Source organism: Pseudomonas sp. RA_5y_Pfl1_P24 (assembly GCF_963970945.1).
Taxonomy (GTDB): Bacteria; Pseudomonadota; Gammaproteobacteria; order Pseudomonadales; family Pseudomonadaceae; genus Aquipseudomonas; species Aquipseudomonas tritici.
Genome location: NZ_CAXAOJ010000018.1, coordinates 75,220 through 100,979, shown reverse-complemented (window position 1 = coordinate 100,979; position 25,760 = coordinate 75,220). Strand labels below are relative to the sequence as shown.

Below are 25,760 nucleotides of genomic sequence, written 5' to 3'. Positions count from 1 at the left end.
CAGCCGAGCCAACCCCATGTAGATGACGCCCAAGCCCAGCGCGCTGAAGGCGGCGGCGAATTCCACGCGCTGCACCAGCGCGAACTGCAAGCCAAAACCTACCAGCGGCGGACCGAACAACATGCTGCCGTCGACATAATCACCCTTGGCCGCCGACCAGCGCAGCAGCGCGCCACGGCTGTCATCCTCGGGCGCGTCGCTCATCTCCAGCAATTTGCGCCGGGCGAACAATAGGCCGATGGTCAGGTACATCAGGAAAAACAGAATCAGGAACGGTTCGGTGCTCCACAGCAATTTCGGCGTGTAGGAGCGCAGACCCCAGGCGAAGCCGATACCAAAGGTGCCGACAAAGCCGATCAGGTTGAGCAAACGCCAGGCCTTGAACCAGGCGATGGCGAGGATGCCGGCATTCAGCAGGGCGAAGTAACTGAATAGCGCGACATGGTTACCGGCACCGGTAGACGTAAGGATGGGCGCCGCAAAGCCGCCGAGCGCCGCCGCAGAGGCCAGCCCCAAGGCATCCTGGGTGATTGCCAGGATCGCCGAAAACACCGTGACGGCCACCAGCAAACCCAGCGCCGCACTCGGGTCTATCAACGGATGCAAACGCATCGCAGCAAACACCGTCAGATACAACACTGCGATCCCGGTGCCTTGCAACATCAAGCCGTAGCTGCTGTTACGCCGCCGCAGCCACCAACCCAGGCCGAGTAGGCCTAACGCCGCAGCGGCAACCCCGGCGTAACGCACCTCGATCGGCACCACCATGCCTTCGGTGGCGTAACGCAGCAGGAAGGCCAGGCCGAGAAACAGCAGCACCACGCCAACCCGCAGCACGGTATTGCCGCCAAACAGCCAATTGCGTGCGCCACTGATGGCGCGTTCGATCAAGTTGGGGCCACGAGGAATGGCAGGTGCTTGAGGGCGCGGAGTTGGGGCAGGCGTCCAGACGTCGGCCGGCAGCGGCTGGCTCGGATTGGCGACCGTGGCGACAGGTGTGATGTCGGCAGGCAGCTCCCAAACAAGCTCTGGGGCTTGGGTAATAGGTGTCGGCTCGGGGATGGGTGTTTCGGCGATGACACTGCTCGTCGGCGCGGGCACTTCCAGTTGCCGCAAGCGTTCGCCCAGCGCTATCAGCGACTTTTGCGTGGTTTCCAACTGACGCGCCTGCTGGTCCGCTTGGGCCGACAGCTTAGCCAGGCGAATTGCCTGGCCAATGCCGAGCCCCAACAGCGCACCGATGCCCGCGTCACTGAACGACTCATCGAGCGTCCAGCCGAGCGCAAGGCCAATCAGCATGAAAATCCATTGCATGGTCGATATCCCTAAGCAAACCGTGGCCTAGTATATCGACGCGGACTCAATGTGGGAGCGGCGGTGCGAAGATTCGACTTGCTCGCGAAAGCGGTGTATCAGCCGACATACTCGTTAACTGATACAGCGTATTCGCGAGCAAGCCCGCACACATTTTGTATTGCAGCGTTTAGTCGAGCGCTTTCCAGATCTCTGTGGCGTACTCGCGGATCGTCCGGTCCGAAGAGAACCACCCCATCCGCGCGGTATTGAGCACCGCCGAACGCCACCACGCCTTGGAATCATGCCAATGCGCTTCGACCCGCGCCTGTGCGTCCCAGTACGAGTCGAAGTCGGCACACACCAGGAAGCGGTCGTAGTCGATCAACCCGTCGATCAGCCCGACATACCGGCCCGGATCATCCGGCGAGAACACCCCGCCGCGAATCGCTTGCAGCACATCGCTGAGGCGATTGGACGCTGCAATGTCCTGCCCGGCGTTGAATTCACCGGCGTGTTTACGCGCTTCCACCTCCTGCGCGCTGAGGCCGAAGATAAACATATGCTCGGCGCCCACGCGCTCGTGCATTTCCACGTTCGCGCCGTCCATGGTGCCGATGGTCAACGCACCGTTGAGACCGAACTTCATGTTGCTGGTGCCCGAGGCTTCAAAGCCGGCGGTGGAAATCTGCTCCGACAAATCCGCTGCCGGGATGATGCTTTCCGCCAGGCTGACGTTGTAGTTGGGCAGGAACACCACCTTGAGCAAACCGCGCACGGTCGGGTCGTTGTTAACGGTTCGCGCGATGTCGTTGGTCAACTTGATGATCAACTTGGCCTGGTGATAACTCGCCGCCGCTTTACCCGCGAAGATCTTCACACGCGGCACCCAGTCGGTGCCCGGTTCGGCACGGATAGCCTGGTAGAGCGCCACCGTGTGCAGCAGGTTCAGCAGTTGGCGCTTGTATTCGTGAATCCGCTTGACCTGCACGTCGAACATCGCCGCCGGGTTGATCGCGATCCCCAGCCGTTCGTGAATGAGGTCCGCCAGTGCGCGCTTACTGTGTAGGCGCTGATCGGCGAAGGCTTTGCGGAAGGTCTGCTTCTCGGCGAAGGTTTCCAGCTCGCCCAGGCGCGTTTCCATGTTGTCGAGAATGTCCGGGCCCAATGCGCCCACGAGCATCGACGTGAGTTTCGGGTTGGCCTGGTACAGCCAGCGGCGGAAGGTGATGCCGTTGGTTTTGTTGTTGATGCGCTCCGGGTACAGCTTGTGCAGCTCGGAGAACACCGTGTTGCGCATCAACTGGGTGTGCAAACCCGACACACCGTTGACGCTGTGGGAGCCGAGGAATGCCAAGTTGCCCATGCGCACGCGGCGGCCGTTGTCTTCTTCAATCAGCGATACGGCGCGCAATACGTCGAAATCGTGGACGCCCTTGGCGCGCAGCGAGTCGATGTGCTGGGCGTTGATCAGGTAGATGATCTGCATGTGCCGGGGCAGCATGCGTTCCATCAAGCCGACAGGCCAGGTTTCCAATGCCTCGGGCAACAGGGTGTGGTTGGTGTAGGAAAGGGTTTCGACGGTGACGTCCCACGCCGCTTCCCACGGAATGTCGTGCAAGTCGACCAATTGGCGCATCAACTCGGCCACGGCGATGGACGGGTGGGTATCGTTGAGCTGGATCGCGGCGTGTTCGCCCAGGCTCAGCACCGAGCCGTGCATGTTCTTGTGACGACGCAGCAGATCCTGCAGCGAGGCCGAGACGAAGAAGTATTCCTGGCGCAGGCGCAGTTCCTGCCCCGCTTCGGTGCTGTCCGCAGGGTAAAGCACCCGGGAGATGCTTTCAGCGCGGGCCACTTCGGCGACGGCGCCCAAGTGGTCACCGGCGTTGAAACGCTCCAGGTGCAGGTCTTCCACTGCGCGAGCACGCCACAGGCGCAAGGTATTGACACTCGCGCCGCGCCAGCCGACCACCGGGGTGTCGTAGGCAACCGCGCGTACGGTTTCGCTCGGCGTCCACACTTGGATCAGCTTGCCGGAAGCATCCGGCAGGGTTTCGACGCTGCCGCCAAAACCGATCGGGTAAATCACTTCGGCCCGTTCGAATTCCCATGGGTTGCCGAAATCCAGCCAGCGTTCGGTTTGCTCCTGTTGCCAGCCATCGACAATCGCCTGGCGGAACAGGCCGTGCTCATAACGAATGCCATAACCGTGACCCGCAATGCCCAACGTCGACATGCTTTCCATAAAGCACGCGGCCAGGCGGCCTAGACCACCGTTGCCAAGCGCCGCATCGGGCTCCAGCAGGCGGATGCGCTCAAGATCGACGCCCAGCTCCGAGAGTGCATCGCGCGCGATCTCCAGCACGCCAAGGTTGCTCAGGCTGTCGTAGAGCAAGCGACCGATGAGAAATTCCAGGGAAAGGTAATAAACGCGCTTTTGACCTTTGCGGTAAATGCGCCGCGTATGGTCCATCCAGTGGTCGACCATCTGGTCGCGTGCGGCCAGGGCAATGGCTTCGAACCAGTCGTGGTCGAAGGCGTGATCCGGGTCCTTGCCCACCGCGTAAGTGAGTTTGGTCAAGACGGCATCGCGAAATGCGGCTACCTCTGCTTCTCGTGCAAGTGGTTCCTGAGACATCAATTGCGACCTCGGGCGAGATAGAAGGAGTTGCTAGAGCCTAGACGGTCTGACAGAAGGTAGACGCTCTGGTTCGTCAGTTTTTTAACGCATTCATCTATACAGGATTTTAATGCAGGGGCCGTGCCTGCTTTTACCCCTACCCACCTTCGAGCAGAAACCCGGAAAATATTGTTCAAAAAATCACCAATCCCGGTATCATCGCGCGCCCGGACACAGCCCCACCTTTTTGGAACCCTGATGAAGCCTCAACTGATCGCCGCCGCGGAACTCGACCGCCTTGAAACGTGGCAGAAATATTCCGCGCACATGTGCGGTGGTTGCGTGTCCAGCTGCTGCACGCTGCCGGTCGAAGTGAAGATCAAAGACCTGATCCGCATCGGCATCGTCGATGAGTTCGAACTGGGCGACCCGGCGAAGAACATCGCCAAGCGCTTGCAGAAGGAAGGCATCGTCGAGCGTTTCAATTCCAAGTCAGAAATTTTTACCCTGCAGCGCATGAGCAACAACGATTGCCTGTACCTGGATCGTAAGACGCGCTTCTGCACTATTTATGACAAACGCCCGGATACTTGCCGCAATCACCCGAAGATCGGGCCGCGGCCTGGGTATTGCGCGTATAAGCCGAAGGAAGTGGTGCGCGAGACTAAGTTCAAGACCCTCGACAAATTCTGATCTGGATTTTGTGGTGTTCTGACGGGCCTCTTCGCGAGCAAGCCCGCACACACTTGACCGCGCTCATCCTGAAACAACGCGGTCGAATGTGTGGGGGCTTGCTCGCGAAAGGGTCGGCACAAACACCACACAAACTGCAGACATAAAAAAACGCCCCCGGCCTTTCGACCGGGGGCGTTTTTCATTCAGCCTGAGTTAACTCAGTTCTTGGCTTTCTTGGCAGCGCGGGTACGCTCGCCTTCGTCCAGGATCTTCTTACGCAGGCGGATCGACTTAGGCGTAACTTCGCACAGCTCGTCGTCCTGGATGAATTCCAGGGCCTGTTCCAGGGTGAAGCGAACAGGTGGAACCAGAGCGATGGTTTCGTCTTTACCCGAAGCACGCATGTTGTCGAGCTTCTTGCCTTTGGTTGGGTTGACGCCCATGTCGTTGTCACGGCTGTTCAGACCAACGATCTGGCCGTTGTAGATCTCTTGACCGTGTTCAACGAACAGCTTGCCACGCGCCTGGAGGGTTTCCAGGGAGTAGGTCAGTGCCTTACCTGTTTCAACCGAGACCAGAACACCGTTCTGACGGCCAGACATATCGCCGGACTTCATGGTGTCGTAGCGATCGAAGATCGAGGTCAGGATGCCAGCACCGTTGGTCAGGGTCAGGAACTGGTTACGGAAACCGATCAGACCACGCGCAGGGATGTTGTATTCCAGACGTACACGGCCTTTGCCATCCGGCACCATGTTGGTCAGGTCGCCCTTACGCAGACCCATCTCTTCCATCACCTTGCCCTGGGATTCTTCCGGGGTGTCGATGGTGACGTTTTCGAACGGTTCCTGCTTCACGCCGTCAACCTGACGGATGATCACTTCTGGACGACCAACGCCCATTTCGAAGCCTTCGCGACGCATGGTTTCGATCAGTACCGAGAGGTGCAGCTCACCACGGCCGGAAACCTTGAACTTGTCAGCCGAGTCGCCTTCTTCAACGCGCAAAGCAACGTTGTACAGCAGCTCTTTGTCCAGACGTTCCTTGATGTTACGGGAAGTCACGAACTTGCCTTCTTTACCGCAGAAAGGCGAGTCGTTTACCTGGAAGGTCATGGAAACGGTTGGCTCGTCAACGGTCAGAGGCTTCATCGCCTCGACGTTGTCCGGCTGGCACAGGGTGTCGGAGATGAACAGCGAGTCCATACCGCTCACGCAAACGATGTCGCCGGCGAAAGCTTCTTCAACGTCGATACGGTGAAGACCGTGGTGACCCATCAGCTTCAGGATGCGGCCGTTACGCTTCTTGCCGTCGGCGCCGATAGCGACAACCGGGGTGTTCGGCTTGACGCTACCACGAGCGATACGGCCAACGCCGATAACACCCAGGAAGCTGTTGTAGTCCAGTGCCGAGATTTGCATCTGGAACGGACCGTCACGGTCAACCTTCGGTGGTGGAACGTGGTCAACAATCGCCTGGTACAGCGGGGTCATGTCTTCCGCCATGGCGGTGTGTTCCAGACCGGCAATACCGTTCAGGGCCGAGGCGTAGATAACCTGGAAGTCCAGCTGCTCTTCGGTAGCACCCAGGTTGTCGAACAGGTCGAAAATCTGGTCCAGAACCCAGTCCGGACGTGCGCCTGGACGGTCAACCTTGTTGATGCACACGATCGGACGCAGGCCGGCTTCGAAAGCCTTCTTGGTCACGAAACGGGTTTGCGGCATAGGGCCGTCTTGAGCATCAACCAGCAGCAGAACGGAGTCAACCATCGACATTACGCGTTCTACTTCGCCGCCGAAGTCGGCGTGGCCCGGGGTATCCACGATGTTGATGTGGTAGCCGTTCCAGTTGATAGCGGTGTTTTTAGCCAGGATGGTAATACCGCGCTCTTTTTCCTGGTCGTTGGAGTCCATCACGCGCTCGTCGTTGAGCTCGTTGCGCTCCAGGGTGCCGGATTGACGCAAGAGTTTGTCTACCAGGGTGGTTTTACCATGGTCAACGTGAGCAATGATGGCGATGTTACGTAGATTTTCGATCACTTGTGTATCTCGATCAGAGGATTCGGTGTGCTGACAGGTCGTGGCAGCGATTTACAGTAGAGTCAGGCCTTGCCGTTACAGCTTGACGGCAGAGTCGGGGGGCCGGTGACGCAGGCCACAGGCAAACAGCCCCGGGCTCTTAGCTCGGTCGATAAACGCGCACATTGGCATACCCCTCACTGAGCAAATGGTGGGCATGCAGGCGACTCATCACGCCTTTGTCGCAATACAACAGGTACTGACGGCTGTTATCCAGTTCCTTGAAACGCGCGTTCAATGCATAAAACGGCAGCGTTTGTACGTCGATGCCGGCGATTTCCAGCGGCTCATCTTCGGCGGCATCCGGGTGACGGATGTCGACGACGATCTGGCCAGCCAGGGCTTCGCTGACTTCTTCGATCTTCACGTCCTGGCCCAGTTCGTCGATTACGCGATCGATCGGGACCATTTTGGCGTTCTCAAGCGCACGCTCAAGAATCGCCATGTCGAACTGTTGTTCTTCGTACTCCACGCGGTTGCGCTTGGCGTGGGTCTTGGGGTTCACCGAGATGACCCCGCAATATTCCGGCATATGCTTGGCGAAATCAGCGGTACCGATTTCTTCGGCCAGGTCGATGATGTCCTGCTTGTGACTGGCGATCAGCGGGCGTAGCACCAACTTTTCGGTCACGCAGTCGATCAGCGACAGATTCGGCAGCGTCTGGCTGGACACCTGGGAGATCGCCTCACCGGTCACCAGCGCGTCGATCTGCAACTGATCGGCGATCCGTGACGCAGCGCGCAACATCATACGCTTCAAAACTACGCCCATATGACTGTTATCGACTTTACCGAGAATTTCGCCCAACACTTCCTCAAACGGCACGCTTACAAATAGCACGCGTTGGGAGCTGCCGTATTTCTTCCAGATAAAGTGCGCAACTTCCATCACGCCCAATTCGTGTGCACGCCCGCCCAGGTTAAAGAAGCAGAAGTGGCTCATAAGGCCGCGGCGCATGATCTGGTAAGCCGCCACCGTGGAATCGAAACCGCCGGACATCAATACCAGGGTCTGTTCCAGGGCGCCCAGCGGGTAGCCACCGATGCTGTTGTGCTGGCTGTGGATCACAAACAACCGTTGGTCGCGAATTTCCATGCGCACTTCAATTTGCGGCGCTTTGAGGGAAATTCCAGCGGCGCCGCACTCGCGACGCAGCTTGCTGCCAACGTATTTTTCGACGTCCATGGAGCTGAAGGTGTGCTTGCCGGCACGCTTGCAACGCACCGAAAAAATCTTGCCTTCAAGCTCGCTGCCGAAGTGCTGTTTGCACTTTTCGGTGATGTCGTCGAAGTCGCCCAGCGGGTACTCATCCACCTGCAGGAAATGCGCGATGCCCGGCATGCAGCTCAGGCGCTCGGTCATGTCTTTCAAGGCTTTGGGCTCGGTAATACGAGTTTCCAGCTCGAGGTTGTCCCACACACCATTCACCACCACAGCCGGGTCCAGATCGCGGAGCACGGCACGGATGTTCTTGGCCAATTGACGGATGAAACGCATCCGTACCGGTCGGCTTTTGATGGTGATTTCGGGGAAGACTTTAACGATTAATTTCATGGAAACAGCGCGCGCCGGGCCTGCTGAAAAAGGGGGGCGCGGATTATAGCGGAAATCGCTCACGGTTTAACCAGTTAATATACAAAGCACAGGCAGCGCACTAAATAGGTGCGCCAACCTTCCGTTGCGCCACATTGCGGTGCGCAAATTTTACGCTTTTGTCGCAATGCACTTTTATAGGGGCGTTTTTAGATCAAAAAACCCATGTTGGCGCACTGGCATGCAATTTGCTCTCTTGTGAGGCAGGTTGCCATGGCGGAGTATCCGCGCCGGCATCACCCAAATTCTAAGGGCTACTCCACTACCCAGCCCGAAGCCACCCGGAGGACACTATGTCGAAGTCGGTTCAACTCATCAAAGATCATGACGTTAAATGGATTGATCTGCGCTTCACGGACACCAAAGGCACTCAGCACCACGTGACCATGCCGGCTCGCGACGCGCTGGATGATGCTTTCTTTGAAGAAGGCAAAATGTTCGACGGTTCCTCCATCGCTGGCTGGAAAGGCATCGAAGCCTCCGACATGATCCTGATGCCGGACGACAGCACTGCCGTGCTGGACCCGTTCACCGAAGAGCCAACCCTGATCCTGGTTTGCGACGTGATCGAGCCTTCGACCATGCAAGGCTACGACCGCGACCCACGTGCGATCGCCAAGCGTGCCGAGGAATACCTGAAGTCCACCGGTATCGGCGACACCGTATTCGTAGGCCCGGAGCCAGAATTCTTCATCTTCGACCAGGTCAAGTTCAAGTCCGACATCTCCGGTTCGATGTTCAAGATCTACTCCGAACAAGGTTCGTGGATGTCCGACCAGGACGTCGAAGGCGGCAACCATGGCCACCGTCCAGGTATCAAAGGTGGCTACTTCCCGGTTCCGCCATTCGACCATGACCACGAAATCCGTACCTCCATGTGCAACGCCATGGAAGACATGGGCCTGGTCATCGAAGTGCACCACCACGAAGTGGCCACTGCCGGTCAGAACGAAATCGGTGTGAAGTTCAACACCCTGGTGGCCAAGGCTGACGAAGTTCAAACCCTGAAGTACTGCGTACACAACACTGCCGTGGCTTACGGCCGTACCGCGACCTTCATGCCTAAGCCTCTGTACGGCGATAACGGTTCGGGCATGCACGTTCACCTGTCCATCGCCAAAGAGGGCAAGAACACTTTCGCTGGCGAAGGTTATGCCGGCCTGTCTGACACCGCCCTGTACTTCATCGGCGGCATCATCAAACACGGTAAGGCCCTGAATGGCTTCACCAACCCGTCGACCAACTCCTACAAGCGTCTGGTCCCAGGTTTCGAAGCCCCGGTAATGCTGGCCTACTCGGCACGTAACCGTTCCGCCTCGATCCGTATTCCTTACGTCTCCAGCCCTCGCGCCCGCCGTATCGAAGCACGCTTCCCGGATCCAGCAGCCAACCCATACCTGGCGTTCGCCGCCCTGGTCATGGCCGGCCTGGACGGTATCCAGAACAAGATCCACCCAGGCGACGCCGCCGACAAAAACTTGTACGACCTGCCGCCTGAAGAGGCCAAAGAGATCCCACAAGTGTGTGGCAGCCTGAAAGAAGCCCTGGAAGAGCTGGACAAGGGCCGCGCGTTCCTGACCAAAGGCGGCGTGTTCAGCGACGACTTCATCGACGCTTACATCGGCCTGAAAAGCGAAGAAGAAATCAAGGTTCGCACCTTCGTACACCCACTGGAATACGAGCTGTACTACAGCTGCTGATCCGGTAGCGCTGCTTAAGGTGGCGTGATGAAAAAGACCTCCTTCGCGGAGGTCTTTTTTTGCCCGCAATAGGTGAAAAATGTGGAAGCGGGCTTGCCCGCGATAGCGTACCGCCCGCCACCTGATGTATGACTGACCCATCGCCATCGCGGGCACGCCCGCTCCCGCAGGAGATCACCTTTGAAATACCGACTTTTGTTCGCTCTGCTATTCGTCAGTGCCGGTGCGAGCGCCGCGCCGCCTACCCTTGATCCGCTGCTCAACAGCATCGCCGAGCGACTGGAGATTGCCGACCAAGTGGCGTTAAGCAAATGGGACAGCAAAAAGCCCGTAGAAGACAAAAAGCGCGAGCAAGAGGTAATCGCCAGCGTGGTCGCCCAGGCACCGAGCTACAAGCTGGACCCTGGCGCCGCCGAGCAGTTTTTCTCGGCGCAGATCGAAGCGAACAAACTGGTGCAGTACACCCACCTGTCCGATTGGCAGTTCCAGGGCAAGGCGCCTGACGATCCGCGCCCGGATTTGGTCAAGCAGATTCGCCCACAGCTGGATGAACTGCAAAAACACCTGCTGCAGCAACTAGCCGATTTCACTCCCCAGCGCACTGACCCGCAGTGCCCGCAATGGCTGGCCCAGGCGGTACATGAGCCGCTGAACGACCCTCTGCGCCAACTGGCAATGATCCGTGCCACCGCCGAGCTGTGCATCTTCAAAGGCTAAAGCCTGCAAACCCAATCAAAAATGTGGGGCGGGCTTGCTCGCTCCCACATTTTTGATTGGGTGCATTCAAGAACTATATCGGGCGCCTCCTGAACAACCTTCACAAGTCCGCACTATATTGGTGCGATACGCTGCACCCTTCCCACCTGTTCAGCCCATTTTGGTTCGAAACTACCCGAGCAAGCTGGCAGAACGCCACAGTTTCGCGCCTTAACCCGCCATTTCAGGGCTTGCACGCTTCTTTTCGGAGCCTTGGTTTGGTTTTTGCATTTTCCTTGTATCAGCGTGTGCCTCAAGCCCGCGCCTTGCTCCAAAAGAGGTCCTGATGACCATCAGTGATGCACTGCACCGTTTGTTACTCGACAACCTGACCACCGCGACCATCCTGCTCAATGGCGACTTGCGTCTTGAGTACATGAACCCGGCGGCGGAAATGCTCCTGGCCATCAGCGGCCAGCGCAGCCATGGGCAGTTCATCAGCGAGCTGTTCACCGAGTCGGCCGAAGCCTTGAGCTCGCTGCGCCAGGCGGTGGAGCAGGCACATCCATTCACCAAGCGTGAAGCGATGCTCACCGCCCTCACCGGCCAGACGCTGACTGTCGACTACGCGGTGACCCCGATCCTGAGCAACGGCGCCACCCTGCTGTTGCTTGAAGTGCATCCTCGCGATCGCCTGCTGCGCATTACCAAGGAAGAAGCGCAGCTGTCCAAACAGGAAACCAGCAAGATGCTGGTGCGCGGCCTGGCCCATGAGATCAAGAACCCCCTCGGCGGCATTCGCGGTGCAGCGCAACTGCTGGCCCGCGAGCTGCCGGAGGAACACCTCAAGGACTACACCAACGTCATCATCGAAGAAGCCGACCGCCTGCGTAACCTGGTGGACCGCATGCTGGGCTCCAACAAGCTGCCGTCCCTTGCGATGACCAACGTGCACGAAGTACTTGAGCGCGTCTGTCATCTGGTCGAGGCCGAAAGCCAGGGCTGCATCACCTTGGTGCGCGATTACGACCCGAGCATTCCCGACGTATTGATCGACCGCGAGCAGATGATCCAGGCGGTGCTCAATATCGTGCGCAACGCCATGCAGGCCATCAGCAGCCATAACGAGCTGCGCCTGGGCCGCATCAGCCTGCGCACCCGCGCCCTGCGCCAGTTCACCATCGGCCATGTGCGCCATCGCCTGGTGACCAAGGTCGAGATCATGGACAACGGGCCGGGCATTCCTGCGGAACTGCAGGAAACCATTTTCTTCCCCATGGTCAGCGGCCGCCCGGACGGTACCGGGTTGGGCCTGGCCATTACCCAGAACATCATCAGCCAGCACCAGGGTCTGATCGAATGTGAGAGCCATCCTGGCCACACCACGTTCTCGATCTTTCTGCCTCTGGAACAAGGAGCCCCATCGACATGAGCCGTAGTGAAACTGTCTGGATCGTCGATGACGACCGTTCTATCCGCTGGGTCCTCGAGAAAGCCTTGCAACAGGAAGGCATGACCACCCAGAGCTTCGACAGCGCCGACGGAGTGATGAGCCGCCTGGCTCGCCAGCAGCCCGACGTGATCATTTCTGACATCCGCATGCCCGGCGCCAGTGGCCTGGACCTGTTGGCGCGGATTCGCGAGCAGCACCCGCGTTTGCCGGTGATCATCATGACCGCGCACTCGGATCTGGACAGCGCTGTGGCGTCCTATCAAGGCGGTGCCTTTGAATACCTGCCCAAGCCGTTCGACGTGGACGAGGCAGTGGCGCTGGTCAAACGCGCCAACCAGCACGCCCAGGAACAGCAGAACCAGGAAGCCCCACCGGCCTTGACCCGCACCCCAGAAATCATCGGCGAAGCGCCGGCGATGCAGGAAGTGTTTCGCGCCATCGGGCGTTTGAGCCATTCCAACATCACCGTGCTGATCAATGGCGAATCGGGGACCGGTAAAGAGCTGGTGGCCCACGCCCTGCACCGTCACAGCCCACGAGCGGCTTCGCCATTTATTGCGTTGAACATGGCGGCTATCCCGAAGGACTTGATGGAGTCCGAGTTGTTCGGCCATGAAAAAGGCGCGTTTACCGGCGCCGCCAACCTGCGTCGCGGACGTTTTGAACAGGCGGACGGCGGCACGCTGTTCCTCGATGAAATCGGTGATATGCCGGCCGACACCCAGACCCGCCTGCTGCGCGTGCTGGCGGACGGCGAGTTCTACCGGGTTGGCGGGCACACGCCGGTCAAGGTCGACGTGCGTATCATCGCGGCGACCCACCAGAACCTGGAAACCCTGGTGCATGCGGGCAAATTCCGTGAGGACTTGTTCCACCGCCTCAATGTGATCCGCATCCACATTCCGCGGATGTCGGACCGTCGCGAAGACATCCCGACGCTCGCCCGCCACTTCCTTGCCCGCGCCGCGCAAGAGCTGGCGGTTGAGCCGAAGCTGCTCAAAAGCGAGACCGAGGAATACCTGAAGAACCTGCCGTGGCCGGGCAACGTGCGCCAGTTGGAGAACACTTGCCGCTGGATCACAGTGATGGCGTCCGGGCGCGAAGTGCATGTCAGCGACCTGCCACCGGAGCTGCTCAGCCTGCCGCAGGACTCTGCGCCGGTGACCAACTGGGAACAGGCGCTGCGCCAATGGGCGGATCAGGCTCTGGCTCGCGGCCAGTCCAGCCTGCTGGACAGCGCCGTACCGGCGTTTGAGCGGATCATGATCGAGACGGCCCTCAAGCACACCGCCGGCCGCCGGCGTGATGCCGCCGTTTTGCTGGGCTGGGGCCGTAATACGCTGACTCGCAAGATCAAGGAGTTGGGGATGAAGGTGGATGGTGGGGATGACGATGAGGGTGATGAGGGCTGACACCCTCTAAAATCCACTGAAGATCCAGTGTGGGAGCAAGCCCGCTCCCATATTTGGATCTGCGCAGGGTGTCGGGAACGTGCACCGCTTCAATGCACCCTGAACCGGCATCGGGCACGAATCCAAAACCTGAACCTGCGGCCTCGCTGAGAAAAATCTGAAAACCAAAAAGCGCAAAGCCCCGTATCCCGGGGCTTTGCGCTTTCTGAAGATTTTTTTTGGCACACCTTGGCCACTCTGGCACGCGCCCTGCAATAACCCTTGTACTACCCAGTTTCGGGGACCTTGGTACAGGCAGGCCGAGAATCCCCTCTTTAACACCGAAGTCCTCAAGGCTTCACCCCGTTTTGGGAGCCCTGGTACAGGCAGGCCGGGAACTCCCTTCTTTACACCCGGGGCTTATGTGGCGCAGCGCCCATAGCTCCAGCCCGTTTTGGGGACCTTGGTACAGGCAGGCCGGGGATTCCCTCTTTTATTGCTCTTGGAGATGGATCTCCAGCCGCCAGCGGCCATCGGCCTTCTCCCCTTTCCACTCCCCACGCAAAGGCCGAGCCGCCACCAGGTTCAGCAGCAGGCCGCCGTCGGTCTTGCGCACGCGCCAATTCACGCCCTTTTCATTGATCTTGAGCTGCCCACTGGCAGCCTTGCCTTGCGCGTCGAACAGCAGCGCCACCGTACCGTCGATATGCTCGCCGTGCAGCTTGGGTTCGCGGTTGAACCACACCACCACGCCGTCTTTTGCGGCCTCAACCTGTTGCAGTTCGACCGGGTCTGGGGTGGTCAGTCGGCCAATCATCAAGCCGGTCATCAAGCCGACAATCGCCAAAGAGCCCATGACCCGCGGCATAAGCTTCGGCCTTGGGTCCTCTTCGGGGGTAGAATGCAGCGCATCTTTGCCTTCGGAGCCGTGCATGTTTCACGTCATCCTTTTTCAACCAGAAATTCCGCCGAATACCGGCAACGTTATCAGGCTGTGCGCCAACAGTGGCTGCCACCTGCATTTGATCGAGCCCCTGGGCTTCGACATGGACGACAAGCGCCTGCGCCGCGCCGGGCTGGACTATCACGAGTACGCCACCCTCAAGCGCCATGCCGACCTGGCGAGTTGCCTGGAAAGCCTGGGGCACCCGCGGCTGTTCGCGTTCACCACCAAGGGTTCGCGACCGTTCCACGATGCCAGCTTTGCCGAAGGCGACGCGTTCCTGTTCGGCCCGGAAAGCCGGGGTCTGCCACCGGAGGTGCTGGACGCACTGCCGGACGGCCATCGCCTGCGTTTGCCGATGCGCGAGGGGTGCCGCAGTTTGAATTTATCAAACACCGTAGCCGTTGCCGTCTACGAAGGCTGGCGCCAGCTGGGCTTCAAGTAGCACACATAACAAATGTGGGAGCGGGCTTGCCCGCGATGCAGGCACCTCGGTGTGTCAGTCACACCGCGGTGATGCTATCGCAGGCAAGCCCGCTCCCACATTTAGTTCTGTGTCGGGTTCGAAATTACTGAACCGTCGACGCACCTTCCTGTTGCATGCGCTGCAGCTCTTGCGCGTACAGGGCATCGAAGTTCACCGGTGCCAGCATCAGCGCCGGGAACGAGCCCCGGGTGACCAGGCTGTCCAGGGTCTCACGGGCATACGGGAACAGGATGTTAGGGCAGAACGCACCCAGGGTGTGGCTCATGGACGCTTCGTCCAGGCCCTGGATCAGGAAGATACCGGCCTGTTGCACTTCAGCGATGAAGGCTACTTCTTCGCCGTTCTTGACGGTAACCGACAGAGTCAGCACGACTTCATGGAAGTCGCCTTCCAGTGCTTTTTGACGGGTGTTCAGGTCCAGCGCAACGCTTGGGGTCCATTCCTGGCGGAAGATCGCAGGGCTTTTCGGCGCTTCGAACGACAGGTCACGCACGTAGATCCGCTGCAGCGAGAACTGTGGGCCTTGGGCTTCTGCTGCTTCGGTGTTCTGTTGATCAGTCATCGCAGATCCTTCTCTATCTTGGGGTCTTTAAGGGTTTAGAAGTCAGACGAGCAGCAGCGCATCGAGTTTACCGGCGCGCTCCAGGGCGAACAGGTCATCGCAGCCACCGATGTGCTTGGCGCCGATCCAGATCTGCGGCACGGACGTGCGCCCCGCCTTCTGGGCCATTTCGGCACGCACCTGGGGTTTGCCGTCGACCTTGATCTCTTCGAAGGCAACGCCCTTTTTCTCCAGCAAGGCCTTGGCCCTCATGCAGTAAGGGCACCAATCGCTGGAATACACGACAACCTGGCTCATATCACTTCACCAGCGGCAGGTTATCGGCCTTCCAGCTGCCAATACCACCGGACAGTTTGGCGGCGGTGAAACCGGACTTGAGCATCTCGCGGGCGTGGGTACCGGAGTGCTGGCCTTGGGCGTCGACCAGGATGATGGTCTTGGCCTTGTGTTTTTCCAGCTCGGCCAGGCGCGCGATCAGCTTGTCCTGAGGAATGTTCAGGGCGCCGACGATATGGCCGGCGGCGAAATCCTTGGCCGGGCGGATATCCACGACAACGGCCTCATCCTTGTTGACCAGCGCGGTCAGCTCCGCCGTGCTCAGGCTGCGGCCACCGCGGCTCAATTCGTGAGCGATCAGCAGCGCCAGCAGGATGACGAAGGCACCCACAAGCAGGTAATGGGCAGTGGCAAATGCAATCAGGTGATCAACCATCAAGGAGGTTCCAGAGCGTTAAAATGGCGGTAAGTATACACAGCCGTCAGGGGGGGCCAACCCCCGTAAAGCGGTGACGTGTTCGGAACTTCGCTTTAAACTGCCACTCCCTTTTCAATTGTCTTCCTTTATTAACGCCGCGAGAGGATCTATGACTACTACGCCCAAACCTTTGGTCCTGATAATTCTCGATGGCTTCGGACACAGTGAAAGCCACCACGACAACGCGGTGTACGCGGCCAAGAAGCCGGTACTCGATCGTTTGACCGCCACCGTGCCGAACGGCCTGATCTCCGGCTCGGGCATGGACGTGGGCCTGCCGGACGGCCAGATGGGCAACTCGGAAGTCGGCCATATGAATCTCGGCGCCGGACGAGTGGTCTATCAAGACTTCACACGTGTGACCAAAGCGATCCGCGATGGCGAGTTCTTCGAGAACCCGACCATCTGCGCGGCGGTCGATAAAGCAGTGGCTGCCGGTAAAGCCGTGCACTTCATGGGCTTGTTGTCGGAGGGTGGCGTCCACAGCCACCAGGACCACTTGGTCGCCATGGCCGAACTGGCGTTCAAACGCGGCGCCGACAAGATTTACCTGCACGCCTTCCTCGACGGCCGTGATACCCCGCCGAAAAGCGCGCAATCGTCCATCGAACTGCTCGACACCACTTTCGCGGCCCTGGGCAAAGGCCGTATCGCCAGCCTGGTCGGCCGTTACTTCGCCATGGACCGCGACAACCGCTGGGACCGCGTAGCCCAGGCCTACAACCTGATCGTCGACGGCCAGGCCGAATTCCACGCCGCCACCGCACAGGAAGGCCTCGAAGCCGCCTACGCCCGTGGCGAGAGCGATGAATTCGTCAAAGCCACCACCATCGGTGAGCCGGTGACAGTCGTAGACGGCGACGCCGTGGTGTTCATGAACTTCCGCGCCGACCGCGCCCGCGAACTGAGCCGCGTGTTTGTCGAAGACGGTTTCAAGGAGTTCGAGCGCGCGCGTCAGCCAAACGTGCAGTACGTGGGCCTGACCCAATACGCCGCCAGCATCCCGGCTCCCGCCGCTTTTGCAGCAGGCACGTTGGATAACGTGCTGGGCGACTACCTGGCAAAAAACGGCAAGACCCAACTGCGCATCGCCGAAACCGAAAAATACGCCCACGTGACCTTTTTCTTCTCCGGTGGCCGTGAAGAGCCGTTCCCGGGCGAAGAGCGCATCCTGATCCCGTCGCCAAAAGTCGCCACTTACGACCTGCAGCCGGAAATGAGCGCGCCGCAAGTCACCGACAAGATCGTCGACGCCATCGAACACCAGCGTTACGACGTGATCGTGGTCAACTACGCCAACGGCGACATGGTCGGCCACAGCGGCAACCTGGAAGCCGCCACCAAAGCCGTGGAATGCCTGGACCTGTGCGTCGGCCGCATCGTCGATGCCCTGGAAAAAGTCGGCGGCGAAGCGCTGATCACTGCCGACCACGGCAACTGCGAGCAAATGTCCGACGAATCCACCGGCCAGGCCCACACCGCCCACACGACTGAACCGGTACCGTTCATCTATGTCGGCAAGCGCGATTTTAAAGTGCGTGTAGGCGGCGTACTGGCGGATGTAGCACCGACTATGTTGATGTTGATGGGGCTGGAGAAACCGGTGGAGATGACGGGGACTTCGATTCTGGTTTAATTCCAGCCTCACCACAAAACCAGTGTGGGAGCGGGCTTGCCCGCTCCCACACTGGTTTTGCGCTGTTTGGAAGATATCTTTTCGCCATACCAGTGCCACTCGGCACCTATCTTGCCTTCCAGCCCGAATTGGGCGTTTTTTTTGCCGCGCTTGGCGGGCATACTAGGCCGTCCATTTCCCTGGTGTCGCCCGCCTCTATGCTTCGCGCCTTGATTACCCTTGCTCTTATCTGCCTGCTCCAACCGGCGTTTGCCGATGAGCGCGCACAAACCCAACAACAGTTGGACGCTACGCGTCAGGACATTACCGAGCTGAAGAAACTGCTCGGCAAGCTCCAGGAAGAAAAATCCGGGGTGCAGAAAGACCTGCGCGGCACGGAAACCGAGATGGGCAAGCTGGAGAAGCAGGTCCAGGAGCTACAAAAAGAATTAAAGAAGAGCGAGTCGGAACTGGAGCGACTCGACGCTGAGAAAAAAAAACTCCAGAGCGCACGCGTTGAACAGCAACGCCTGATCGCGATCCAGGCCCGCGCCGCCTACCAGAACGGCCGCCAGGAATACCTCAAGCTGCTGCTCAACCAGCAAAACCCGGAGAAGTTCGCGCGCACCCTCACCTACTACGATTACCTGAGCAACGCCCGCATGGAGCAATTGAAAAGCTTCAACGAGACCCTGCGTCAGTTGGTCAATGTCGAACAGGAAATCGCCAACCAGCAATCGCAGCTGCAGGACCAGAAAAGCGCGCTCGACACCCAGCGCAACGAGCTGGACAAGGTCCGCAAGGAGCGCCAGCTGGCCCTGGCCAAGCTCAATGACGACGTAAAGGCCCGCGACGCCAAGCTGCAGGCCCGCGAGCAGGACCAGGCCGACTTGGCCAAGGTCCTCAAGACTATCGAGGAAACCCTGGCTCGCCAGGCACGTGAGGCCGAAGAAGCGCGGCAGAAAGCGCTGATCGCCCAGCAGGAAGCCGAAAAAAAGCGCCAGCGTGAGGCCGAACTGGCTGCCACCTCGGACGCCCCGGCGCCCCGTAAACCGGCGCATGCAGCCTCTGGCCCGCTGGTTTCCAGCGCCGGCGAGTCGTTCGGCGGCCCTTTTGCTTCAGCTCGCGGCAAACTTCCATGGCCGGTTGATGGTCGATTACTGGCACGCTTCGGTGAAACCCGTGGCGATGACACCCGCGCCAAGTGGGACGGAGTGATGATCAGCGCCTCTGCCGGCAGCCAGGTCCACGCTGTTCACGGTGGGCGCGTGGTATTTGCCGATTGGCTGCGCGGCGCCGGTTTATTGGTGATTCTCGACCACGGTAATGGCTATTTGAGCCTTTACGGCCACAATCAGACTTTACTCAAGTCGGCAGGTGATGTTGTAAAAGCCGGTGAATCCATCTCCACTGTGGGTAACAGTGGCGGCCAGGAAACCCCGGCGCTGTACTTCGCTATTCGTCAGCAGGGTCGCCCGAGCGATCCTGCACAATGGTGCAGAACCCAAGGATAAGGGTCGCATCTACATTAGGAGTTCGTTCGACATGCTGCATTTGTCCCGCCTCACTTCGCTGGCCCTGACGATCGTCCTAGTGATCGGCGCGCCCCTGGCTTTCGCCGACCAGGCCGCCCCGGCTGCGCCTGCCGCCACGGCCGCCACCACCAAGGCGCCGTTGCCGCTGGACGAACTGCGCACCTTTGCCGAGGTCATGGACCGGATCAAGGCAGCCTATGTCGAACCCGTAGACGACAAGACCCTGCTGGAGAATGCCATCAAGGGCATGCTCAGCAACCTCGACCCGCACTCCGCCTACCTGGGCCCGGAAGATTTCGCTGAGCTGCAGGAAAGCACCAGCGGCGAATTCGGCGGCCTGGGCATTGAAGTCGGCGCCGAAGACGGCAACATCAAGGTGGTCTCGCCGATCGATGACACGCCGGCATCCAAGGCGGGTATCCAGGCCGGCGACTTTATCGTCAAGATCAACGGCCAGCCGACCCGTGGCCAGACCATGACCGAAGCCGTCGACAAGATGCGCGGCAAGATCGGCCAGAAAATCACCCTGACCCTGGTGCGCGACGGCGGCAACCCGTTCGATGTAACGCTGACCCGCGCGACCATTGTGGTCAAGAGCGTGAAGAGCCAGCTGCTGGAGTCGGGCTACGGCTACATCCGTATCACCCAGTTCCAGGTCAAGACCGGTGACGAAGTGGCCAAGGCCCTGGCCAAGCTGCGCAAGGACAACGGCAAGAAACTCAGCGGCATCGTGCTCGACCTGCGCAACAACCCAGGCGGCGTGCTGCAATCGGCGGTGGAAGTGGTTGATCACTTCATCACCAAGGGCCTGATCGTCTACACCAAGGGCCGTATTGCCAACTCCGAACTGCGCTTCTCGGCCACCGGCAACGACCTCAGCGAAAACGTGCCACTGGCCGTGCTGATCAACGGCGGCAGCGCCTCGGCGTCGGAAATCGTCGCCGGCGCCCTGCAAGACCATAAACGCGGCGTACTGATGGGCACCACCAGCTTCGGCAAAGGCTCGGTACAAACCGTGCTGCCGCTGAACAACGAGCGTGCGCTGAAGATCACCACAGCGCTGTACTACACGCCGAACGGTCGCTCGATCCAGGCTCAGGGCATCGTGCCGGACATTGAGGTGCGCAAGGCCAAGATCACCAACGAGATCGACAGCGAGTACTACAAAGAAGCGGACCTGCAAGGTCACTTGGGCAATGGCAACGGCGGCGCTGACCAACCCACCGGCAGCCGCGCCAAAGCCAAGCCGATGCCACAGGACGAAGACTACCAGTTGGCCCAGGCGCTGAGCCTGCTCAAAGGCCTGAGCATCACGCGCAGCCGTTGATATGCGTTTTGCCCTGATCATCGCTGTGCTGTGCAGCCTGGCAGGCGTCGCCCATGCGACGCCTACCGGCGAGCCGCACAAAGCCTACCTGACCCTCATCATCGACGACCTCGGGCAGAACCTGCCCCGGGATCGTCGCGTGCTGGCCCTGCCTGGGCCGGTCACCACGGCGATCATGCCCGACACACCCCACGCCGCCGAATTTGCCCGCGAAGCCCACAAAGCCGGCAAGATCGTGATCCTGCATATGCCCATGGACCCGGCGACCGGCCCCTTCGCCTGGCACCCAGAGCTGCCCATCGAAGAACTCGCCAAGCGCCTGGATGCTGCGTTCAAGGCGGTGCCCTACACCGCAGGTATCAACAACCACATGGGCAGCCGCATGACCGCGCAACCGCTCGCCATGACCTGGTTGATGGCCGAGCTGCAACGGCGCAACAAGTTCTTCGTCGACAGCCGCACCAGCGCGCAGACCGTCGCAGCAGCCGAGGCGCAGAAGATTGGATTGGCCCATGTCTCGCGGGATGTATTCCTCGATGACGAGCGCACTGAAGCGGCGATCACCACACAATTGCAGACCGCAATCAAGCTGGCCCACAAGCAGGGTTCGGCCGTGATGATCGGTCACCCTTACCCGCAAACCCTGGCCGTACTGGAGCGCGAGCTGCCCAGACTCAAGGCCCAGGGCGTCGATTGGATCGACATCAAGTTGATGATCAGCGTGCGCAGTAACCGGGCGATGGCCGGACACGGGAAGGACGGGGTTTATCGCTAGGGAAGACAGCGACGATCCACTGTTGGAGCTGACTTGCCAGCGATAGCTGGTGCATCAGCAACCTGACGCGTGACTGAAAGACCGCTATTGCTGCACAGGTATCTACACATCTCGAGCGAGCCACGATTACATTTGATGGTGTATCGCTGGCAAGTCAGCTCCAGGCTTCCTATAAATTACAGATACTTAGACATGATCTCGTCGACGGCGCCGTCTTTACGCAACTGATCCAGTGCGGCCTGAAGCCTGGTCACCAGTTCGTCCGGCACGTCCTTGTTCAAAGCAAGATAGAGCTGCGCACTGTTGAACCGCAGCACGGTCTTGAGCCCGCTCACGCCCACCTGGCGCGCCAGGTAGCGGCCCGCGGGATCGCCAGTGGCCCACAGGTCGATCTGGCCATCCAGCAGCTTTTGCGCGTTGTCTTGATCGCGAAGCACCACAATCGGGTTGAGACCCTGCTTTTCCAGGGTCTCGGCGATGGCGTCGCCCTTGTAGGCGCCGATCTTATAGCGGTGCGCCTGCTTGAGGTCGTTGAGCTGGATCTTGCTGTCGGCCTTGGCCAGCAGCACCCAATCATCCGGACCGATAGGGCCGACCCATTTGAACAGTGCCTCTCGATCCGGCAAACGGGCCATCACGAATACGCCATAGCCAGGTTTTTCCAAGGCGAGCTTGTAGATGCGCTCCCAAGGAAAACGCAGGGTGAGGTTGTAGGAAATGCCGGCACGCTTGAAGGTTTCCCGCACGATGTCCACGGCGATGCCTTCGATGTTCTCGTCCTTGGCGAAGTTCTTGCCGTTTTTCGCCATGTTGTAGGGCGGGAAATTTTCCGTCAGCAACACCAGGGAGGCGTCAGACGGTTCTTCGGCGTTGGCCGAACCTGCCAACAGGAGGGAAGTACTGGCGAGGGCGAGCAGCAGGGTCTTGAACATGAAGGCTACCGGAGTCCATGGCAAGCGCAGAGAGTGCCGCGCACTTGCCATGGTGTCCAGCAGCGTTTAGCGAACGACGATACCACGCGCCGCCATGTAGGCCTTGGCCTCGGGAACGGTGTATTCGCCAAAGTGGAAAATACTCGCCGCCAGCACTGCGCTGGCGTGGCCTTCGATCACACCATCGGCTAAATGCTGCAGGTTGCCGACGCCGCCGGAAGCAATCACTGGAATGCCCAGCGCATCACTGATGGCGCGGGTCACGCCCAGGTCGAAGCCGTTTTTCATGCCGTCCTGGTCCATGCTGGTCAGCAGGATTTCACCGGCGCCGAGGGCTTCCATCTTCATTGCCCACTCCACCGCGTCCAGGCCGGTCGGCTTGCGACCGCCGTGGGTGAAGATCTCCCATCGCGGGGTTTCGCCCGGGCCGGAGACTTTTTTGGCGTCGATGGCAACGACGATGCATTGCGAGCCGAAGTGCTGCGCCGCTTCACCGACGAACTCCGGGTTGAACACTGCTGCCGTGTTGATCGAAACCTTGTCCGCACCGGCATTGAGCAAATTACGGATGTCTTGCACGGTGCGCACACCACCGCCCACGGTCAGCGGGATGAATACCTGGCTGGCCATGCGTTCGACGGTATGCAACGTGGTGTCGCGGCCGTCGACGCTGGCGGTGATGTCGAGAAAGGTAATCTCGTCGGCACCTTGCTCATCGTAGCGACGCGCGATTTCAACCGGGTCGCCGGCGTCACGGATGTTCTCGAACTTGACGCCCTTGACCACGCGACCGTTGTCGACGTCCAGGCAAGGGATGATGCGTCTGGCTAAAGCCATAGACTTAATCTCCGATTAAGAAGCTTCAAGCTACTAGCTGCAAGTAGAAGCGGATCTGCTTTTACTTGCATCTAGTAGCTTATGGCTTGGAGCTGGCCGCGTAGCCATCACAAAAGGCTTGTGCTTCGGCCACATCCAGCGTGCCCTCATAAATCGCGCGGCCGGTGATGGCGCCGATGATGCCGGGGGCCTTGGCGTCCAGCAGCGACTTGATGTCGCCCAGATTGTGGATGCCGCCGGAAGCGATCACCGGAATCTTGGTGGCCGCCGCCAGCGCTGCGGTGAACGGTACGTTGCAGCCCTGCATCATGCCGTCTTTGGCGATGTCGGTATAAACGATGGCGCAGACGCCGTCGGCTTCGAACTGCTTGGCCAGGTCGATCACTTGGATGGTGCTGATTTCAGCCCAGCCGTCGGTGGCGACGAAACCATCCTTGGCATCCAGGCCCACGATCACTTTGCCTGGGAACGCACGGCAGGCTTCGGCAACGAAGGCTGGGTCTTTCACGGCCTTGGTGCCAATGATCACGTAGCTCACGCCAGCCTTGACGTAGTGCTCGATGGTTTCCAAAGAGCGGATACCGCCGCCGATCTGAATCGGCAGGTTCGGGTAGCGCTTGGCGATGGCGGTAACCACTTCGCCATTGACCGGTTGACCTTCGAAGGCGCCGTTCAGGTCCACCAGATGCAGACGACGGCAGCCCCCTTCCACCCATTTGGCAGCCATGCTCACCGGGTCATCGGAGAACACGGTGGAGTCTTCCATGCGGCCTTGGCGCAGACGGACGCAGGCGCCGTCCTTGAGATCGATAGCGGGGATAATTAGCATGCTTTTCCTTCGTCAAAGAGCTGCAAGCTGCAAGCTATTAGCTGCAAGCAAGCACGCGTATCAATTCTTGCAGCTTATGGCTTGAAGCTTTCAGCTGCTCTTTTCAAGCGACCACAGGTCGCTTTCGATGCTTTCGAACCTTTCTTTAAGGAGCGTCTGCGTATCGAAAATCGCCCTGTTGTAATAGTGCGGAGCCACTTCGGTGGTGAACAGCTCAAGAATCTCGGCGACCTCGAACGAGCCCAGCTTGAGCTCGAAGCGGTCTTCCATGAAGCGCTTGATCTTGAGGGTAGCCTCACTCTCCTGCTCGGGGGTGAGGTTCAAGATCGGCTGCTTCGGCTTCCTGGCCATTACCAGCGACCATCCCAGGCGGCGAAGTTCTGCAGCAATTGCAGGCCGTGGGTATGGCTCTTCTCCGGATGGAACTGCACGGCAAAGCGCGAACCTTCGGCCAGCGCTGCGGCGAAGTCGACGCCGTAGTGTCCGCCACCCACCACCTGGCCCGGTTGACCGGCGGCGATGTAGTAGCTGTGCACGAAGTAGAAGCGCGCCATGTCCGGCACTTCGTGCCACAGCGGGTGATCAACGGCCTGGCGGACCTCGTTCCAGCCCATGTGCGGGACTTTCAGGTGTTCGCCGTCTTCATGCAGGCCTTTGCCGAAGAACTTCACCTGGCCTGGGAACAAACCGATGCAGTCGACGCCGTCGTTCTCTTCACTGCTGTCGAGCAAGGCTTGCATGCCCACGCAGATGCCGAGGAACGGACGGTCCTGGCTGACTTCGCGCACCAGGCTGTCAAAGCCCAGGCGGCGGATCTCGGCCATGCAATCGCGAATCGCGCCAACACCTGGGAACACCACGCGATCGGCTTCGCGAATCACGTTGGCATCGCTGGTGATCAGCACCTTGCCGGCACCGACGTGCTCGAGGGCCTTGGCCACCGAGTGCAGGTTACCCATGCCGTAATCGATAACCGCGACCGTCTGCATTACAAGACGCCCTTGGTCGAAGGCATTTGCCCGGCCATGCGGTCATCCAGCTCGACGGCCATGCGCAGCGCGCGGCCGAAAGCCTTGAACACGGTTTCGATCTGGTGGTGGGTGTTGGTGCCGCGCAGGTTGTCGATGTGCAGGCTGACAAGTGCGTGGTTGACGAAACCCTGGAAAAATTCCTGGAACAGGTCGACGTCGAAGCCGCCCACGGTGGCGCGGGTGTAGGGCACGTGCATCTGCAGGCCTGGGCGGCCGGAGAAGTCGATGACTACGCGCGACAGCGCTTCGTCCAGCGGGACATAGGCGTGGCCGTAGCGACGGATGCCTTTTTTGTCGCCGATGGCTTTGGCAAACGCCTGGCCAAGGGTGATGCCAACGTCTTCCACCGTGTGGTGGTCGTCGATATGCAGGTCGCCCTTGCTGACGATATCCAGGTCGATCAGCCCGTGACGGGCGATCTGGTCCAGCATGTGCTCAAGAAAAGGGACACCGATATCAAATCGGGCCTTTCCGGTGCCATCCAGGTTGATCGAGGCTTTGATCTGGGTTTCCAGAGTGTCGCGCTCGACAGACGCCTTACGTTCGGCCATCACCAGCTCCGCAAAATCATTGGGCGAAAAAGGCAGCCATTATAGGGGCGCGGGCGCTAAACAGAAACATCGGAGGGGA

At 59.7% G+C, this 25,760-nt stretch carries 25 protein-coding genes; 10 read left to right on the top strand and 15 right to left on the bottom strand.

Annotation, left to right across the window (positions count from 1 at the left end; genetic code table 11):
- Together AACY30_RS24825 and AACY30_RS24820 are read right to left on the bottom strand one after the other, a co-directional pair.
- Positions 1-1,314: DUF2339 domain-containing protein (locus AACY30_RS24825; RefSeq protein ID WP_339541267.1), on the bottom strand; the 1,314-nt coding region annotated here is incomplete at its 3' end.
- A gap of 169 nt (positions 1,315-1,483) precedes the next feature.
- A complete protein-coding gene (locus AACY30_RS24820) occupies positions 1,484-3,934 on the bottom strand; it encodes a glycogen/starch/alpha-glucan phosphorylase (RefSeq protein ID WP_339457309.1) in 2,451 nt (816 codons plus the stop codon).
- A 240-nt stretch (positions 3,935-4,174) separates the two neighbouring features.
- On the opposite strand from AACY30_RS24820, the gene AACY30_RS24815 reads away from it, so the two are divergent.
- Positions 4,175-4,609 carry a YkgJ family cysteine cluster protein gene (locus tag AACY30_RS24815; protein WP_049710458.1) on the top strand — a complete coding sequence of 145 codons (435 nt, stop codon included), beginning with the start codon at positions 4,175-4,177 and terminating at the stop codon, positions 4,607-4,609.
- Between the two features lie 200 nt (positions 4,610-4,809).
- Here the strand turns inward: AACY30_RS24815 and typA are convergent, their stop codons facing one another.
- A complete protein-coding gene (gene typA / locus AACY30_RS24810) occupies positions 4,810-6,630 on the bottom strand; it encodes a translational GTPase TypA (protein ID WP_339469174.1) in 1,821 nt (606 codons plus the stop codon).
- A 139-nt stretch (positions 6,631-6,769) separates the two neighbouring features.
- Positions 6,770-8,224, bottom strand: a complete 1,455-nt coding sequence (thiI, locus tag AACY30_RS24805) for a tRNA uracil 4-sulfurtransferase ThiI (RefSeq protein WP_339415503.1) — start codon at positions 8,222-8,224, stop codon at positions 6,770-6,772.
- A gap of 332 nt (positions 8,225-8,556) precedes the next feature.
- Between thiI and glnA the strand changes: the two genes are divergently transcribed.
- The 4 genes from glnA to ntrC all read left to right on the top strand — a co-directional run bounded on the left by glnA (position 8,557) and on the right by ntrC (position 13,524).
- Positions 8,557-9,963 carry a type I glutamate--ammonia ligase gene (gene glnA / locus AACY30_RS24800; RefSeq protein WP_339415502.1) on the top strand — a complete coding sequence of 469 codons (1,407 nt, stop codon included), beginning with the start codon at positions 8,557-8,559 and terminating at the stop codon, positions 9,961-9,963.
- A gap of 180 nt (positions 9,964-10,143) precedes the next feature.
- A complete protein-coding gene (locus AACY30_RS24795; RefSeq protein ID WP_339415501.1) occupies positions 10,144-10,680 on the top strand; it encodes a chorismate mutase in 537 nt (178 codons plus the stop codon).
- A gap of 325 nt (positions 10,681-11,005) precedes the next feature.
- Entirely contained in the window at positions 11,006-12,091 is a 1,086-nt protein-coding gene (glnL, locus tag AACY30_RS24790; protein WP_339469173.1) for a nitrogen regulation protein NR(II), read from the top strand.
- Positions 12,088-13,524 (top strand): nitrogen regulation protein NR(I), encoded by a 1,437-nt coding sequence (gene ntrC / locus AACY30_RS24785; protein WP_339415499.1) that lies wholly within the window; start codon positions 12,088-12,090, stop codon positions 13,522-13,524. Before glnL ends, ntrC begins: the two co-directional genes overlap by 4 nt.
- 472 nt (positions 13,525-13,996) lie before the next feature.
- Here the strand turns inward: ntrC and AACY30_RS24780 are convergent, their stop codons facing one another.
- The gene (locus AACY30_RS24780; RefSeq protein ID WP_339469172.1) at positions 13,997-14,437 is read right to left on the bottom strand and encodes a hypothetical protein; all 441 of its coding nucleotides are present in this window, start codon (positions 14,435-14,437) and stop codon (positions 13,997-13,999) included.
- Here AACY30_RS24780 and AACY30_RS24775 point away from each other — a divergent pair.
- The gene (locus tag AACY30_RS24775) at positions 14,436-14,891 is read left to right on the top strand and encodes a tRNA (cytidine(34)-2'-O)-methyltransferase (protein ID WP_065875774.1); all 456 of its coding nucleotides are present in this window, start codon (positions 14,436-14,438) and stop codon (positions 14,889-14,891) included. The genes AACY30_RS24780 and AACY30_RS24775 overlap by 2 nt on opposite strands.
- Before the next feature lie 124 nt (positions 14,892-15,015).
- Here the strand turns inward: AACY30_RS24775 and secB are convergent, their stop codons facing one another.
- From secB to AACY30_RS24760, 3 genes are read right to left on the bottom strand one after another with little or no spacing between them, the layout of a single operon-like run.
- Positions 15,016-15,495 (bottom strand): protein-export chaperone SecB, encoded by a 480-nt coding sequence (gene secB / locus AACY30_RS24770; protein ID WP_024072893.1) that lies wholly within the window; start codon positions 15,493-15,495, stop codon positions 15,016-15,018.
- Between the two features lie 42 nt (positions 15,496-15,537).
- A complete protein-coding gene (gene grxC, locus AACY30_RS24765) occupies positions 15,538-15,792 on the bottom strand; it encodes a glutaredoxin 3 (protein ID WP_010213876.1) in 255 nt (84 codons plus the stop codon).
- Between the two features lies 1 nt (position 15,793).
- On the bottom strand, positions 15,794-16,207 hold the full coding sequence (locus tag AACY30_RS24760) for a rhodanese-like domain-containing protein (protein WP_049710466.1): 414 nt from the start codon (positions 16,205-16,207) through the stop codon (positions 15,794-15,796).
- A gap of 151 nt (positions 16,208-16,358) precedes the next feature.
- On the opposite strand from AACY30_RS24760, the gene gpmI reads away from it, so the two are divergent.
- The gene (gene gpmI, locus AACY30_RS24755; RefSeq protein WP_339541266.1) at positions 16,359-17,885 is read left to right on the top strand and encodes a 2,3-bisphosphoglycerate-independent phosphoglycerate mutase; all 1,527 of its coding nucleotides are present in this window, start codon (positions 16,359-16,361) and stop codon (positions 17,883-17,885) included.
- 8 nt (positions 17,886-17,893) lie between these two features.
- Here gpmI and AACY30_RS24750 read toward each other — a convergent pair whose 3' ends face one another.
- Positions 17,894-18,046, bottom strand: coding sequence for a hypothetical protein (locus AACY30_RS24750; protein WP_339427303.1), 153 nt, complete (start codon positions 18,044-18,046; stop codon positions 17,894-17,896).
- 36 nt (positions 18,047-18,082) lie between these two features.
- On the opposite strand from AACY30_RS24750, the gene AACY30_RS24745 reads away from it, so the two are divergent.
- From AACY30_RS24745 to AACY30_RS24735, 3 genes are read left to right on the top strand one after another with little or no spacing between them, the layout of a single operon-like run.
- Positions 18,083-19,378 (top strand): murein hydrolase activator EnvC family protein, encoded by a 1,296-nt coding sequence (locus AACY30_RS24745; RefSeq protein ID WP_339541265.1) that lies wholly within the window; start codon positions 18,083-18,085, stop codon positions 19,376-19,378.
- 31 nt (positions 19,379-19,409) lie between these two features.
- Positions 19,410-20,726 carry a S41 family peptidase gene (locus AACY30_RS24740; protein WP_339469168.1) on the top strand — a complete coding sequence of 439 codons (1,317 nt, stop codon included), beginning with the start codon at positions 19,410-19,412 and terminating at the stop codon, positions 20,724-20,726.
- A gap of 1 nt (position 20,727) precedes the next feature.
- Complete coding sequence (locus AACY30_RS24735; protein ID WP_339541264.1) at positions 20,728-21,501, top strand: divergent polysaccharide deacetylase family protein; 774 nt, start codon at positions 20,728-20,730, stop codon at positions 21,499-21,501.
- Positions 21,502-21,677: 176 nt separating this feature from the next.
- Here the strand turns inward: AACY30_RS24735 and AACY30_RS24730 are convergent, their stop codons facing one another.
- From AACY30_RS24730 to hisB, 6 genes are all read right to left on the bottom strand, one after another.
- Positions 21,678-22,433 (bottom strand): substrate-binding periplasmic protein, encoded by a 756-nt coding sequence (locus tag AACY30_RS24730; protein WP_339469166.1) that lies wholly within the window; start codon positions 22,431-22,433, stop codon positions 21,678-21,680.
- A 66-nt stretch (positions 22,434-22,499) separates the two neighbouring features.
- Positions 22,500-23,270: an imidazole glycerol phosphate synthase subunit HisF gene (gene hisF, locus AACY30_RS24725; RefSeq protein ID WP_065950077.1), complete on the bottom strand. Its 771-nt coding sequence runs from the start codon at positions 23,268-23,270 to the stop codon at positions 22,500-22,502.
- A 79-nt stretch (positions 23,271-23,349) separates the two neighbouring features.
- A complete protein-coding gene (hisA, locus tag AACY30_RS24720) occupies positions 23,350-24,099 on the bottom strand; it encodes a 1-(5-phosphoribosyl)-5-[(5-phosphoribosylamino)methylideneamino]imidazole-4-carboxamide isomerase (protein ID WP_339541263.1) in 750 nt (249 codons plus the stop codon).
- 90 nt (positions 24,100-24,189) lie between these two features.
- Complete coding sequence (locus AACY30_RS24715; protein WP_233893391.1) at positions 24,190-24,450, bottom strand: DUF2164 domain-containing protein; 261 nt, start codon at positions 24,448-24,450, stop codon at positions 24,190-24,192.
- Positions 24,450-25,088 (bottom strand): imidazole glycerol phosphate synthase subunit HisH, encoded by a 639-nt coding sequence (gene hisH, locus AACY30_RS24710; protein ID WP_339469164.1) that lies wholly within the window; start codon positions 25,086-25,088, stop codon positions 24,450-24,452. The genes AACY30_RS24715 and hisH overlap by 1 nt, the downstream gene beginning before the upstream one ends.
- Positions 25,088-25,681 (bottom strand): imidazoleglycerol-phosphate dehydratase HisB, encoded by a 594-nt coding sequence (gene hisB / locus AACY30_RS24705; RefSeq protein ID WP_003218037.1) that lies wholly within the window; start codon positions 25,679-25,681, stop codon positions 25,088-25,090. The genes hisH and hisB overlap by 1 nt, the downstream gene beginning before the upstream one ends.
- Positions 25,682-25,760: the final 79 nt, after the last annotated feature.

Coding starts and splice junctions, on each gene's coding strand:
- hisB (WP_003218037.1), bottom strand. CDS start 25,681: ATGGCCGAACGTAAGGCGTCTGTCGAGCGCGACACTCTGGAAACCCAG.
- hisA (WP_339541263.1), bottom strand. CDS start 24,099: ATGCTAATTATCCCCGCTATCGATCTCAAGGACGGCGCCTGCGTCCGT.
- AACY30_RS24715 (WP_233893391.1), bottom strand. CDS start 24,450: ATGGCCAGGAAGCCGAAGCAGCCGATCTTGAACCTCACCCCCGAGCAG.
- AACY30_RS24780 (WP_339469172.1), bottom strand. CDS start 14,437: ATGCACGGCTCCGAAGGCAAAGATGCGCTGCATTCTACCCCCGAAGAG.
- AACY30_RS24820 (WP_339457309.1), bottom strand. CDS start 3,934: ATGTCTCAGGAACCACTTGCACGAGAAGCAGAGGTAGCCGCATTTCGC.
- hisF (WP_065950077.1), bottom strand. CDS start 23,270: ATGGCTTTAGCCAGACGCATCATCCCTTGCCTGGACGTCGACAACGGT.
- AACY30_RS24730 (WP_339469166.1), bottom strand. CDS start 22,433: ATGTTCAAGACCCTGCTGCTCGCCCTCGCCAGTACTTCCCTCCTGTTG.
- secB (WP_024072893.1), bottom strand. CDS start 15,495: ATGACTGATCAACAGAACACCGAAGCAGCAGAAGCCCAAGGCCCACAG.
- AACY30_RS24745 (WP_339541265.1), top strand. CDS start 18,083: ATGCTTCGCGCCTTGATTACCCTTGCTCTTATCTGCCTGCTCCAACCG.
- glnL (WP_339469173.1), top strand. CDS start 11,006: ATGACCATCAGTGATGCACTGCACCGTTTGTTACTCGACAACCTGACC.
- glnA (WP_339415502.1), top strand. CDS start 8,557: ATGTCGAAGTCGGTTCAACTCATCAAAGATCATGACGTTAAATGGATT.
- thiI (WP_339415503.1), bottom strand. CDS start 8,224: ATGAAATTAATCGTTAAAGTCTTCCCCGAAATCACCATCAAAAGCCGA.
- ntrC (WP_339415499.1), top strand. CDS start 12,088: ATGAGCCGTAGTGAAACTGTCTGGATCGTCGATGACGACCGTTCTATC.
- gpmI (WP_339541266.1), top strand. CDS start 16,359: ATGACTACTACGCCCAAACCTTTGGTCCTGATAATTCTCGATGGCTTC.
- AACY30_RS24760 (WP_049710466.1), bottom strand. CDS start 16,207: ATGGTTGATCACCTGATTGCATTTGCCACTGCCCATTACCTGCTTGTG.
- grxC (WP_010213876.1), bottom strand. CDS start 15,792: ATGAGCCAGGTTGTCGTGTATTCCAGCGATTGGTGCCCTTACTGCATG.
- AACY30_RS24750 (WP_339427303.1), bottom strand. CDS start 18,046: ATGCCCGCCAAGCGCGGCAAAAAAAACGCCCAATTCGGGCTGGAAGGC.
- AACY30_RS24815 (WP_049710458.1), top strand. CDS start 4,175: ATGAAGCCTCAACTGATCGCCGCCGCGGAACTCGACCGCCTTGAAACG.
- AACY30_RS24740 (WP_339469168.1), top strand. CDS start 19,410: ATGCTGCATTTGTCCCGCCTCACTTCGCTGGCCCTGACGATCGTCCTA.
- AACY30_RS24735 (WP_339541264.1), top strand. CDS start 20,728: ATGCGTTTTGCCCTGATCATCGCTGTGCTGTGCAGCCTGGCAGGCGTC.
- AACY30_RS24775 (WP_065875774.1), top strand. CDS start 14,436: ATGTTTCACGTCATCCTTTTTCAACCAGAAATTCCGCCGAATACCGGC.
- hisH (WP_339469164.1), bottom strand. CDS start 25,088: ATGCAGACGGTCGCGGTTATCGATTACGGCATGGGTAACCTGCACTCG.